We start from the raw sequence: 12,184 nt of genomic DNA, 5'->3' as shown, positions 1-12,184 counted from the left end.
GGTGGCAGCGTGAAGGAGTTCGTCGTCTACACGGTCATGAGGATCCTGCTCTTCCTCGGGTCCCTCGCGGTGATCACCGGTATCTGGGCGCTGCTCAACGACGGCCGCGTGCACCTGCTGTTCTCGGTCGTGCTGGCCTTCCTGGTGTCCGGGATCGCGTCCTACTTCCTGCTCAGCGGTCCGCGCGAGGCGTTCGCGCGACGCGTCGAGGACCGCGCGTCGCGGGCGTCGGCGGCCTTCGAGGAGCGCAAGGCCCGCGAGGACGCCGACTAGCGGGAGGGCCAGGCCCAGCGCCACACGATCAGCAGGGGCGGCACGAGGACGCCGAGGAAGACCACGCCGAAGACTCGGTCGCCACCGTCCGAGCCGGCGAGAAGTGCGAGCAGGCCGACCAGCAGGAACGGCGCCATGAACAACAGCATGACGCCGGCGACGATGAACCGGACGGGGCTCTTCGCCGCGGCCGGGGGAAGGACGAGGCCCTCGAGGGCCTCGTCGAGATCCCCGTGCGTCCGGGCAGCGAGTGTCTGCGTCGTGCGTTGTGACAGCTCGGCCGAGGTGAGCCGGCCCTGGGCGAAGGCGTCGTTCAGGACCGAGGTGACGGCGTCCCGCTCGGCGTCGGAGGCGAGGGAGCTCGCCCGCGCAGCCCTGCGACGCGCATGTGCGGCCTGTCGCCGCGCTTCGGCGGCGGCCAGGTGCGCCTGCACGACCGAGTCGAATGTGTCGGGCTCGTCGGCGGGCTGGCTCACGCGGGCAGTCTAGGGAGTTTGCGGCGCCCTGCTCCTAGAAACCCGTGAGGTTGTACGGCGGCACGGCGAGGTCCGCCATCGCGGCGAACCGCGCCACCGCCACGTCGGTGCCGTCGACGCGGCCGGCGCGCCGCAGCGTCGTCACGTGGGCACCGCCGAGGTAGAGCGACCCGAGCGTCTCCGCGGTCACCCGGACCTCGGGTGCGTCCTCGGTGCGCTCGACCACCGCGCGACCTCCCCGGGTGACCACGCGGTAGTGGCCGGCGGCGTGACGCTGGTCGTCCACGACCTCGAGCACGACGTCGCCGTCGGCAGCCCAGGGCCGGGCCACCAGGGCTCGCGGCACGTCGAGCACCCGGATCCAGAGGAACTCCTGGAGGGCGGTGTAGGAGACCGAGTTGATGTCCGTGAGCGCCCAGCGCAGCGGGTCGTCGGGGTGGGCGAGGGAGAAGGTCACGTGGTTGACCAGGTCGAGGTGGCCGAGGAAGTCCCACAGTGCGAGCGTCGCCGTGGTGGACAAGGCCATCATCTCGACGACCCTCACCTTGCGCTTGGCCCCGTCCTCGCCGTCGTACTTGTAGAGCACGACGCCGTCGACGGTCCCCTCGGCATCGAGGTGGACCACCCCACGCAACAACTTGTCCGGCGCGGCAGCATCGAAGTCGTAGGCACCGGTGAGGATCTGCTCGTACTGGCTCGGCCAGGCCACCGATCCGCGGGTCTGCGCGTGGAACTGCTCGAAGACGCCCTTCACCAGCGACCACGACTCGGGGGGCTCGATGAGCTCGACGCGACCGGGGTCGGTGAAGGCGCGCAGCCCGAAGCGCGGGCCGGTGTCGACCTCGACCTTCTGGGCGAAGGTGGCAGCACCGAAGCCCCATCGTCCGTAGATCGTGGCCTCGCTCGCGGTGAGCGCCGCGACCGGGATCCCCTGGGCCACGGCGTCCGCCAGGTCGTCCTCCATGAGTCGCCGGATCAGCCCGCGACGGCGGTGGGCAGGACTCGTCGTGACCGCCGTGATCATCCGCAGGGGCAGCAGCTCCAGGCCGGCGTTGAGGGTCTTGTCGAAGCTGGTGAAGGTCGCGACCGGAACAGCCCCCGCCCCGAACTCGCCCGGGGGGAGCCAGGCGCCGGAGCACACCGCCTGGTCCGCGCGGGATGTGGCGAGCCAGTGCTTCTCGAAGTCCTCGTCGGCCCGGCCTTCGTGGAACCCACGCACCACCGCCTGCAGGAAACCCTGTCGACGAGCGACCGCCTCGTCGGACTCGTCAACGAGGTCAAGACGCGCGAATTCGTAGTCCACCCCTCGACGCTAGCCAGCGAAGAGTGGCACGGCCACCGATATTGCCCAGACGACCTCGGCGATGCCGGTGGCAGCGAGGACCGGGATCAGGTCGGGACCCGCGGCACCGGCCAGCACCGCGCGGGTGGGGGCGGCGGCACGCGCCAGGAACACCAGGCCGAGGAGCGCCCACCACGTCGTGGCGGCCGCGACGGCGACGACCGCGGCGGCAGCCACGAGGACGAGGAACGCGAAGAGGTAGCGGGTGCGCTCGTCGCCCAGCCGGACGGCCAGCGTGGTCTTGCCGGCCACTCGATCGGTGGGGATGTCGCGCAGGTTGTTGGCGACGAGGATGGCGCAGGCCAGGGCGCCGATGCCGATGCCCGCGTAGAGGGCGGGCCACTCCCACGTCAGCGTCTGGACGTACGTCGTGCCGATCACGGCGACGAGCCCGAAGAAGACGAACACCATGACCTCGCCCAGGCCGAGGTAGCCGTAGGGCCTGTCCCCGCCGGTGTAGAACCAGGCTGCCAGCACGCACACCACGCCGACCGCGACCAACCACCAGACCGTGGTCGCAGCCAGGACGAGACCCGCGACGGCTGCGACGCCGAACGCGACGAAGGCGGCGAGCCTCACCGCCCCTGGAGTCGCACGGCCGGATCCGACCAGGCGCATCGGCCCGACCCGGTCCGCGTCGGTGCCGCGGATCCCGTCGGAGTAGTCGTTGGCGTAGTTGACACCCACCTGGAGCGCCAGGCTCACGACGAGCGCGAGCGCCGCCTTCCACCACACCGCCTCGTCGACGTACGACGCCACCCCGGTGCCGGCGAGGACGGGAGCGACAGCGGCGGGGAGGGTGCGTGGGCGGGCTCCGGCCAGCCAGTCAGAGGGTGATGCCACCGGGGGATTGTGTCAGCCCGGCCGGGGACGCCCCGCAGCCCCTGCCGAGTGCTGCTGCGGCAGGGTGCGGGGCGGGGTCAATGTCGTTGACCCTCGCTGGTTGAGGAAGGACGGCGACGTTCGGTGGTTGAGGAAGGACGAAGTCCTGTCTCGAAACCAGACTCGGCGAGCGCGGTCGTGCCGTCGTGTTCGCGGAGGTAGCGGTGGCCGTGGGGGCTGGTCCACTCGAAGACCCCGGGCTCGACCATGGTGTAGCGCCAGCCGGTGTGGGTCTTGAGCCGGTGGTGGAAGGTGCACAACGTCGCGAGGTTCGCTGTCTCGGTTGGCCCGGGTTGGGGTCTGCCCTCTGACACGGCGTCGTGGTCGTAGGGGATGATGTGGTCGACCTGGCAGCGCCGGGCTGGCCTGGTGCAGTGAGGGAACACGCAGGTCCGGTCCCGGAGAACGACGCGTTCGCGAATCCGGTCGGGAATCGCGTAGCCGTCGGCTCGCAACGGCTGATTGAGGTCGATGACGGGCTTGAGGACCACCTTGGTGTGAGAGTCGGCGCACCAGGACCTGACCTGGTCGAGGAGGAGGAGTCGCATGCCTTCCTCCATCCGACCGAGGTGATCGAAGACGATCCCGCCGCCGACTGCGGCTGCGGTGAGGTGGATATGGAGGACGAGCTGCCGGGCCGCGGGGGTTTCGAGACGGCGCTGGCGCGCCTCCTCAGCCACCGAACTCGGCTCAACCACGGAAGTTGGCTGGCCGTCCTCAACCACCGAACCCCGCTCAGCCGCCGAGGAGTCGTGACCGAGGAGGCCTGCGAGGTCGAGGCTGGTCTGGGTGCGGGCGAGGTGGCCGAGGGCGGTGGCGCGGCGGGCGTCGAGGGACTCGGTTGAGCCGAGTGCCTTCAGTGTGGCGGCGTGGTGGGTGAGGGTGTGGTCGAGGTCGAGGGCATCGATCAGGTCGAGGGAGGCGTTGACCGAGATGGTGCCGCACCGGGAGACGATGTCCTTCTCGATGGTGACGTGCCGGTTCTCTCCCGGTGACCTCTCGTCGTCGGGGTCGGTGGTGTCGAGCTGGAACCGGGTGATCGCCTCGGTGACCAGCCGGTCGAGCTGCGCGGCACCGACCTTGCCGGCCACCGCGGCGACCTGAGCGTCGACCCAACCGGCTGCCTCGATCGGCAGGGCCGGGGAGGCGTGGGCGGTGGCCTCTGCCACCAAGCGTGCCCGCCACGCCGGCACCTGACCGGACTGGACGGCCTTCCAGAGTCGGGGGAGGCGGTGCCTGAGCTCGAGGGCGTTGCCGATCAGCCGCTTCGCCGCCGTGGTCGAGACGCCCAGGACGGCGCCGAGCTCGGCGCAGCAGAACTCCGCGACCAGCGGGGTGCCGGGTCCGGCGAGGGGTTCTTCGTGCTCGCAGCCCGGCACAGTGAACCCGGCGGCGTGGTGGATCGACTCCGGTGGGTGCAGGCCAGCCCACTCCGCAGCCAAGGTCAACTGCCGGGCAGCCGCGGCCTGCTCGACAACGCGCTCGGCCTTCACGGCCGCCAGCAACGCAGCAGCAGAACCCGGCTGCGTGGTGGTGGCGGTGGTGGCTGGCATGACTCAATCCAACCTGAGACCACTGACAGTCGGAGGCCTCGGAAAGCCCCATTCCACAGGGGTTTCGAGACAGGACTGCGTCCTTCCTCAACCAGCGAGGGACGTGGTTTCGATACAGGACTCCGTCCTTCCTCAACCAACGTGAGCGGGTGGTTTCGAGACGGCATGGAACAGCCCCCCGCCTGCGTGAGGCGGGGGGCTGTCGGTCAAGACCGCCCGACCTCCCGGTCCGCGGAACCGGCGGGTCGAGCGGCCAGCCTGGGGTCAGCCGCGGGGTCGTGGTGGTCGAGGCGGCGCCGGGTTGCGGGCCCGGTCGATCTGTCGCGCCCGCGCGCAGGCGACACCGAGGGAGCCGAAGCACGGGAGGTGCGGGCTCAGGTGGGCGGCGTTGACGAGGCGGACGAACTGACGGTCCGGTGATGCGATCACCACCGGGTGGCCGTGCTGCATGCCGAGCCGCCGGCAGCGCAGCAGCATGCCGAGGGATCCGATGGAGAAGAACGGCACGTCGTGGAGGTCGACCACGACCGCCCCGTCGACCAGGGCGTCACAGATGGCGCCCTCGAGCTCATGCTCGGTGCCGATGTCGACCTCGCCGGCGACGGTGAGGACCTTGACCGACCTGAACACGCAGGTGTCGATGCGAAGGCTCTCGGAGCCGTTCGGCAGTGAATGGGTGTCTTGCAGTGAGGACATCGTAGGTACTTCCGAGTTCCACGATGCGACCGCGATACGTGCTGCGACGGCCTTTGGCTCGACCGTGGGCACAGTGTAACTCACGTCACGCGGAGGGGTCCACCATGCCGTCACGGTCGCCGAGGTGGGCGTACTGGGAGTTGAGCGTGTCCACGAACTTGCGGGCAACCTCCCTCAGCTTGAGGTTGCTGGTGGAGGAGGCGCGGACGAGGAACTGGAAGGCCCGGTCCTCGGGGATCTTGTAGCGCTCCATCAGGATCCCGAGGGCCTGGCCGATCTCCTTGCGGGTCGCGATCGCGTCGTTGAGCTGGTGCTCGGTGCGTGACCTGCCGAGCGCGAGGGCTGCATGGACCGCGAACAGCTGGGCGATGTTCACCGCGTCGTCGGAGATGGTCTCGGAACGGGTGGAGTAGAGGTTCAGGCCGCCGAGGCTCTTGTCGTCGCGGTACAGGCCGACGGCCAGCTGGGCCTTGAGACCTCGTTTCAGGGCCTCGGGCATGTAGCGGGGCCACCGCGTCTCCTGGGCGGCGTGCGGCACACGGTTGATGTCGCCGTCGCGGATCGCGTCGTAGCACGGCCCCTCGCGCAGGGTGTACTGGATCGTGTCCAGGTCCCAGACCAGCTGATCGGTGCCGGCGAGCGTCTCGATCTCGCCGTTGCTGTGGGTCACCGAGATCCCGACGTGGTCGAAGCCGGGAACGGTGTCCAGGGTGCACCTCACGATGGCCTCCAGCGTGTCCTCGAGCGAGGCGGGGGCATGCATCGTGGCGGCTGCCTGGGTGATGATGGCTGCGATGTCGTGGGTGGCGTCTTGGGTGGTGTCGGTCATGGCTCGCTCCTGCTGCAGTTGTCCGGAGGGTACCTCGCGCCGGACCGCTGGTGGGGTCCCCCGGAGAACGAGCGCGACCCGGTCGGGAGGGAGGGCTCAGACGACAGGAACGCCGGGGTGGACGCCACCGGGCTCGGCAGGCTGCTCGACCGTCGGCGGGCCGACGGGCGGCGCGTGGTCCTCGGCCTCCCCGGCGGCCGCGTCGGCCAGCACGTCTGCAGGGACGTGGCGCTCCAAGAAGGACCTGGCCATCCGCGTGGAGGGGTGCAGCGCCGCCGCCGCGACCGTGATGAGGCCCGCGATGGTGAGCCAGCCGACCGCGCCCCAGTTCATCGCGAGGAAGGTGAACGCAGCGGGGGCCCAGACCCGGCCGAGGGTGCCGGCGAGCTCGGAGGCGCCCTGGTACTCACCGCGACGGCGCGGGTCCATCAGCTCGGCCTCGAAGGTCCAGCTGGCTGCGGAGAGGTAGAGCTCGGCGCCGGTGAGGGTCACGTGGCCGAAGAAGAAGAGGGCGATGGTCATCCAACCGACCGAGTCGTGCGTCGAGAGCGTGATGACGCACGACACGATGAAGAACACCGTGGAGACGCGGATCGCGCGCAGCGCCGTACGGGTGTCCCTGATCCCGCGCGCCGCAGCCATCGGCAGGAAGATGCACATCACGGTGTTGGTGCCGAAGAGCAGCGCCAGGACGACCCAGGGGGCGTCCGTGCGCTGGACGAGCCACAGCGGGATGACGAGGTTGAGGATGACCTGGTTGGTCCACAGGGCGCCGGTGAAGAAGCAGGTCGCCAGCCAGCCGAAGTTGCGCATCGGGCCGGGGCCCGGCAGCTTCACCCTGCGTTCCTCCGCGGTCTTCTCGTCGTGCGGCGCCTTGGGAAGTCGAGTCGCCACGTTGAACGCGTTGACCAGGAACACCGCCGCGGTGAAGAACGGCACCACCTGCAGGAGCGTGAGTGACTCGAAGGCCAGGGCGATGCCGCCGACCAGGGAGCCGAGCGTGAAGCCGACGTTCAGGGCGGAGTACATGTAGGCGCGCGACGTCACCCGCTCCTTCGGAGGCAGGACGTCGATCGTGTATGCGCCGTGGGCGGTCCCACCGAGCGCGCCGATGACCTCCATGGCGACGGCCATGGCGACGTAGCCCGTGAAGTCATCGATGAACGGCCACACGGCGAACATCGCCGCCTGGCCCGTCGAGCTGATCGCCCAGCACCGCTTGGGGCCGATGCGGTCGACGAGCAGGCCCATCGGGTAGGCGGCGAGGAAGGCAGCAGCTCCGGCGATGGTCAGGCCCAGCCCGACCTGCGCCATGGTGAGCCCGACGATCTGGGTGAAGAAGACGGCCGACCCGGCCATGAACGTCCCCTCGCCGAGGGCGAAGAGGAGCGACTGCGTGGCGAGGCGACCCGCCAGGGGCGAGGGTGGCGTGGCCTGGGTCTTCACGGTCGTCACGATGCTCATCGCGGATGATTCTCCCGCCCGGCCGAGGCCCCTGTCGCGCGGTTTTCGGACGGCATCGTCGCGAGGACTAGCGTGACGACTCGTGAGCCCCCTGCGCGTCGCCGACGAACCCGGCCGTGCCGTCGTCCAGTTGCGCCAGTGGCTCGACGCGACGAGCCCGGCCCAGCTGCTCATCGAGACCTCCGGCTCTACCGGGAGTCCGAAGCGTGTCCTGCTCTCACGCGACGCCGTGCTGGCGAGCGTCGAGGCGAGTGCGCGCCGCCTCGGGGCGAGCGGTCGCTGGCTGCTGGCGCTGCCGCCGTCGTACGTCGCCGGGGTCCAGGTGGTCGTGCGGTCCCTGGTGGCCGGGCACGAGCCTGTGGTGGTGCAGGGTCTCGGCTTCGAGACGGCACTCCGCACCCAGGGACACGACGACGGCCCGCTCTTCACGTCCCTCGTGCCGACGCAGCTGCACCGGCTGCTCGAGGACGAGGCCGAGACGGAGGCTCTGGCGCGTCTCCACACGGTCCTGCTCGGCGGGGGGCCGATCGACCCGGATCTGCGTCGGCGGGCCGAGTCCGCGGGGATCCGCGTCGTGGCGACCTACGGAGCGTCGGAGACCGCGGGTGGCTGTGTCTACGACGGCGTGCCGCTCGACGGCGTGGCGATCGCGCTGGGGTCGGACGGACGGATCCGGCTGGGCGGTCCGACGATCTTCGACGGCTACGACGGCGATCCCGGGCTGACGGCCGAGGTCCTCGTGGATGGGTGGTACCTCACCAGCGACGCGGGCCGCCTCGACGACGACGGCCGCCTGCAGGTGCTCGGCCGTCTCGACGACGTGGTCGTCAGCGGGGGAGTGAACGTCCCACTACCGGCCGTCGCCAGGCGCCTTCGCGAGCACCCCGAGGTCGAGCTCGCGGAGCTGGTCGGGGTCACCGACCCGGAGTGGGGGCAGCGGGTCGTCGCGTTCGTCGTCGGAGAGGGTCTCGAGTCCCGCGCCGCTCGCACCTCGACCACCGAGGTCCTGCGCGACTGGGTCGCCGGCGTCCATCCGCGCTCGTGGGCCCCGCGACAGGTCGTGGTGCTGCCGGAGCTCCCCCTGCTGCCCAACGGCAAGGTCGACCGGCGACGTCTCGAGGAGCTGGCGTGATCCGCGTCTTCTCGATCCCGCTGCGCACCCCGTTCCGCGGCATCACGGTCCGCGAGGGCGTCCTCCTGCAGGGTCCGGCGGGCTGGGGGGAGTGGTCGCCGTTCCTCGAGTACGACGCCTCCACCGCACGTCCGTGGCTCGCGGCCGCCGAGGAGGCCGCGGCGGGCGACTGGCCCGAGCCGTTGCGCAACGAGGTCCCCGTCAACGTCACCGTGCCGGCCTGCGACCCCGAGCGGGCCCACGAGATCGTGCGGGCGGGCGGGTGCGCCACCGCCAAGGTCAAGGTCGCCGAGCGGGGACAGACCCTGGCCGACGACCAGGCCCGTCTCGAGGCGGTGCGTGACGCGCTCGGCCCGACCGGGCTGGTCCGCATCGACGCCAACGGCGGTTGGGACGTCGACGGGGCCGTCCGGGCGATCACCGTGCTCGACCGCGCGGCCGGCGGGCTGGAGTATGTCGAGCAGCCCGTGGCCGCAGTCGAGGACCTGGCGGTCGTACGTCGCAGGGTCGAGGTCCGCATCGCCGCCGACGAGTCGATCCGGCGAGCCGACGACCCCTACCTCGTCCGGGACCTGGAGGCCGCCGACATCGCGGTGCTCAAGGTCCAGCCGCTGGGGGGTGTCCGCGCCTGCCTGCGGATCGCCGAGGACATCGGCCTCCCGGTGGTCGTCTCCAGCGCGGTCGAGTCCAGCGTGGGCATCGCGGCGGGCGTCGCGCTCGCGGCTGCCCTGCCAGAACTGCCCCACGCGTGCGGCCTCGCGACGGTCCAGCTGCTCACCGACGACGTGGCGGTCGAGCCGCTGCTCCCCGTGGGTGGGATGCTGCCGGTGCGCACGCCCCAGGTGGACGCGGCGGCCCTCGAGCGGCTCGCCGCACCGGCTGACCGGGTGGCGCACTGGGAACAGCGGCTCGCCGACGTGAAGGAGCAGGGGTGACCCAGCGATGAGCGACTCGACGCGGCTGGCGCGCAACCTCGTCGGAGCCATGGTCGGAGCCGGTGTGCACGACGTCGTCCTCGCGCCGGGCTCCCGCAACGCCCCGCTGGCGTTCGCTCTCCACGACGCCGCCGACGCCGGGCTGCTCCGCCTGCACACGCGCCTGGACGAGCGGTCAGCCGCCTTCCTCGCCCTCGGCCTGACCAAGGTGGGAGCCACCGCGGCCGTCGTGTGCACCTCCGGCACCGCCGTCGCCAACCTCCACCCCGCGGTCCTGGAGGCAGCGCACGCCGGGCTCGGCCTCGTCGTCGTCACCGCCGACCGGCCCGCCGCGCTGCGCGGCACGGGCGCCTCGCAGACCACCGACCAGGTGCGCATCTTCGGCGGCGCCGCGGTCTTCCACGACGTGGCCACCGACGCCGACCTGGCCGACGTACGACACTCCCTCGCCGACCTGCCGTGGGCCGAGGGTCCCCTGCACGTCAACGTCCAGCTCTCCCCGCCGCTGGTCCCCGAGGACCGGTGGCAGGCGACTGCGACGACCGTCGAGTCCCCGTTCGTGCGGAAGGGTCGCAAGGCCCCGCACCAGTTCGAGCTCGCCCCCGGGCCGCGCACCGTCGTCGTGGCGGGTGACGACGCCGGGCCCCGGGCGAGGGTGCTCGCGCAGGCCGGCGGGTGGCCGCTGCTCGCGGAGCCGACGTCCGGATCCCGCACCGGCGACAACCCGATCCGTTGCTACCGGCTCCTCCTCGACTCCGCCCTCGGCGGGCGCATCGAGCGGGTCGTGGTGGCAGGACACCCCACCCTGTCGCGGCCCGTCACGAGGCTGCTGGAGAGGGAGGACGTCGAGGTCGTGTCCGTGCGTCCGCGCGGCACCTGGGCCGAGCGGCCGTTCGCGGTGTCCCGCACCGTCGAGGCGGTCCGGGTGGCCACCAGCGACGGCGGTGAGTGGCTCGACGAGTGGCGTGCGGCCGACAGGGACGTCTCCCGTGCGCTGGACCGCCTGCTGGCCGAGGAGCCCGACCTCACGCCCTACGAGGTGGCCGGTGCGGTGAGCCGCGCGCTGCCGCCTGGCGGGCTGCTGTTCGTCGGCGCCTCGAGCCCGATCCGCGACCTCGACCTCATGGTGGCCCCCTACGGCGTGGGCGACCGCCGCAAGGTCATCGCCAACCGTGGGCTGGCAGGCATCGACGGCACGGTCTCCAGCGCCGTCGGCGCCGCCCTGGGGCGCCCGGACTCCTCGCGGGCGCTCGCCCTGATGGGCGACGTGACGTTCCTGCACGACATGACCGGCCTCGTCCTGGGCCCGCGCGAGGAGCGTCCCGACCTCACGATCGTCGTGGTCAACGACGACGGCGGCTCGATCTTCTCGATGCTCGAGCAGGGCGCGCAGGGCTACGCCGACCGGTACGACACCCTGTTCGGGACGCCGCACGGGGTGGACGTGGCGAGCCTCTGCGCGGCGACTCGGACGCCCCACCTCCGGGTCGGCTCCCTGCCCGAGCTCGAGCAGGCCCTCTCAATGCCGAACGGCGGCCTCGAGGTGATCGAGGCCGCCGTCAGACGGGACAACCGGCGCGAGCTCGACGCTCGCATCCGCGCGCTGGTGTGAGTCACCCACCAACGATCAGGGAGTGTCCTCCCAGACGCGGATCCAGTCGACGTACATGTGCTGCGGGAGCTTCTTGTCCTTCATCTCCGACAGCTCGTAGTCGGAGGCGAGCAGGCTCAGGATGGGGTACTGGGCAGCCTGCGAGACCGCCGTGCGGGTGCGCCACGACTCCTTGCCGTCGATGCGGAAGATCAGGAGGTTGGGCTTCCACTCGACCGAGAAGACGTGGAAGTTCTTCGACCAGCCGTCGCGCTTGTTCTTGAGGAACTTGTGGGACTTCTTGATCCAGGAGCCGGTCTTGATGGACTTCTTGCCCTTGTACCAGTGGATGAAGCTGGTCAGGCCGCCCTGGGGGTGCTTGTCGCCGAAGTACTCGATGACGTCCATCTCGTTGCCACCGGTCGCCTCGGCGGGCTGCATCCAGAAGCTGCCGTGCTGGCCGCGCGACTTCTGGAACTTGATGCGGGCCGCGATGGTGCCGTACTTGAACGAGAACTGGTTCTCGGTGCCGATGTGGCCGTTGAGGCGGTAGGCGAACTTGCCGACGACCTTGCCACGCTCACGGGCCTTGCACTTGCCCTTGCGCTTGCGGTCCTTGATCACGCTGATGCGGACCTTGCCCCCCTTGACCTTGACGGCGCTCGGGTCGCCCTTGGAGCAGAGGCGCTTGCTGTCCTTCTCGTAGTCCTGGCCGCGGTGGCTCCAGTGGGGAGCCAGCGAGGAGCCGGAGAACTCGTCGGCCCACGTCGGGGTCGTCGACGGCAGGGGCGTGACCTTGCCCTTGCGCTTCTTGCGTGCCGAGGTGGTGGCGGCGAACGTCTTGGCAGCGGTGTGCGAGGACACCGTGCTGACCGGGTTGGCGGAGCTGGTCTGGGTGGACAGGAGCAACGAGGCGGGCATCAACAGCGCAATGGCGCTGGCGACGAGCACGCGGCGTGCAGACATGGGTTCTCTCTTACGTGTCGGAGTGAATTGCTGGCCCCCCCAGGC

Annotated in this window: 12 protein-coding genes; 4 read left to right on the top strand and 8 right to left on the bottom strand. The window is 70.9% G+C overall.

Annotated features, from left to right (window positions below; translation table 11 throughout):
• Positions 1–9 precede the first annotated feature (9 nt).
• Positions 10–273: a DUF4229 domain-containing protein gene (locus EXE58_RS05210; protein WP_135266886.1), complete on the top strand. Its 264-nt coding sequence runs from the start codon at positions 10–12 to the stop codon at positions 271–273.
• Here EXE58_RS05210 and EXE58_RS05205 read toward each other — a convergent pair.
• The 7 genes from EXE58_RS05205 to EXE58_RS05175 all read right to left on the bottom strand — a co-directional run bounded on the left by EXE58_RS05205 (position 270) and on the right by EXE58_RS05175 (position 7,515).
• Entirely contained in the window at positions 270–749 is a 480-nt protein-coding gene (locus EXE58_RS05205) for a DUF1707 SHOCT-like domain-containing protein (protein WP_135266885.1), read from the bottom strand. The genes EXE58_RS05210 and EXE58_RS05205 overlap by 4 nt on opposite strands.
• Before the next feature lie 34 nt (positions 750–783).
• Positions 784–2,052, bottom strand: a complete 1,269-nt coding sequence (locus tag EXE58_RS05200; protein ID WP_135266884.1) for a GNAT family N-acetyltransferase — start codon at positions 2,050–2,052, stop codon at positions 784–786.
• 9 nt (positions 2,053–2,061) lie between these two features.
• Entirely contained in the window at positions 2,062–2,934 is an 873-nt protein-coding gene (locus tag EXE58_RS05195; protein ID WP_135266883.1) for a 1,4-dihydroxy-2-naphthoate polyprenyltransferase, read from the bottom strand.
• Positions 2,935–3,011: 77 nt separating this feature from the next.
• Entirely contained in the window at positions 3,012–4,526 is a 1,515-nt protein-coding gene (locus EXE58_RS05190; protein ID WP_135266882.1) for an HNH endonuclease signature motif containing protein, read from the bottom strand.
• 264 nt (positions 4,527–4,790) lie between these two features.
• On the bottom strand, positions 4,791–5,222 hold the full coding sequence (locus tag EXE58_RS05185; RefSeq protein WP_135266881.1) for an STAS domain-containing protein: 432 nt from the start codon (positions 5,220–5,222) through the stop codon (positions 4,791–4,793).
• An 85-nt stretch (positions 5,223–5,307) separates the two neighbouring features.
• Positions 5,308–6,051 (bottom strand): GAF and ANTAR domain-containing protein, encoded by a 744-nt coding sequence (locus EXE58_RS05180; protein ID WP_135266880.1) that lies wholly within the window; start codon positions 6,049–6,051, stop codon positions 5,308–5,310.
• A 96-nt stretch (positions 6,052–6,147) separates the two neighbouring features.
• On the bottom strand, positions 6,148–7,515 hold the full coding sequence (locus tag EXE58_RS05175; RefSeq protein ID WP_135266879.1) for an MFS transporter: 1,368 nt from the start codon (positions 7,513–7,515) through the stop codon (positions 6,148–6,150).
• Positions 7,516–7,597: 82 nt separating this feature from the next.
• Here EXE58_RS05175 and EXE58_RS05170 point away from each other — a divergent pair, with 82 nt between their 5' ends.
• The 3 genes from EXE58_RS05170 to menD are packed head-to-tail and all read left to right on the top strand — an operon-like array spanning position 7,598 to position 11,194.
• Positions 7,598–8,647 carry an AMP-binding protein gene (locus tag EXE58_RS05170; protein ID WP_244242432.1) on the top strand — a complete coding sequence of 350 codons (1,050 nt, stop codon included), beginning with the start codon at positions 7,598–7,600 and terminating at the stop codon, positions 8,645–8,647.
• Positions 8,647–9,582: an o-succinylbenzoate synthase gene (locus EXE58_RS05165; protein ID WP_135269437.1), complete on the top strand. Its 936-nt coding sequence runs from the start codon at positions 8,647–8,649 to the stop codon at positions 9,580–9,582. The genes EXE58_RS05170 and EXE58_RS05165 overlap by 1 nt, the downstream gene beginning before the upstream one ends.
• A 7-nt stretch (positions 9,583–9,589) precedes the next feature.
• Positions 9,590–11,194, top strand: a complete 1,605-nt coding sequence (gene menD, locus EXE58_RS05160) for a 2-succinyl-5-enolpyruvyl-6-hydroxy-3-cyclohexene-1-carboxylic-acid synthase (protein WP_135266878.1) — start codon at positions 9,590–9,592, stop codon at positions 11,192–11,194.
• A 15-nt stretch (positions 11,195–11,209) separates the two neighbouring features.
• Here the strand turns inward: menD and EXE58_RS05155 are convergent, their stop codons facing one another.
• Positions 11,210–12,139: a glycoside hydrolase family 16 protein gene (locus EXE58_RS05155; RefSeq protein ID WP_135266877.1), complete on the bottom strand. Its 930-nt coding sequence runs from the start codon at positions 12,137–12,139 to the stop codon at positions 11,210–11,212.
• Positions 12,140–12,184: the final 45 nt, after the last annotated feature.

Origin of the sequence: Nocardioides seonyuensis, assembly GCF_004683965.1 — a bacterium.
Classification (GTDB): domain Bacteria; phylum Actinomycetota; class Actinomycetes; order Propionibacteriales; family Nocardioidaceae; genus Nocardioides; species Nocardioides seonyuensis.
Note: the sequence above shows the minus strand (reverse complement) of the source record. Positions and strands in the feature narration are given on the sequence as shown.

What these genes read in the sequence shown, in the direction of transcription:
- EXE58_RS05175 (WP_135266879.1), bottom strand. Translation starts at nt 7,515, where the DNA reads ATGAGCATCGTGACGACCGTGAAGACCCAGGCCACGCCACCCTCGCCC.
- EXE58_RS05155 (WP_135266877.1), bottom strand. Translation starts at nt 12,139, where the DNA reads ATGTCTGCACGCCGCGTGCTCGTCGCCAGCGCCATTGCGCTGTTGATG.
- EXE58_RS05185 (WP_135266881.1), bottom strand. Translation starts at nt 5,222, where the DNA reads ATGTCCTCACTGCAAGACACCCATTCACTGCCGAACGGCTCCGAGAGC.
- EXE58_RS05180 (WP_135266880.1), bottom strand. Translation starts at nt 6,051, where the DNA reads ATGACCGACACCACCCAAGACGCCACCCACGACATCGCAGCCATCATC.
- EXE58_RS05190 (WP_135266882.1), bottom strand. Translation starts at nt 4,526, where the DNA reads ATGCCAGCCACCACCGCCACCACCACGCAGCCGGGTTCTGCTGCTGCG.
- menD (WP_135266878.1), top strand. Translation starts at nt 9,590, where the DNA reads ATGAGCGACTCGACGCGGCTGGCGCGCAACCTCGTCGGAGCCATGGTC.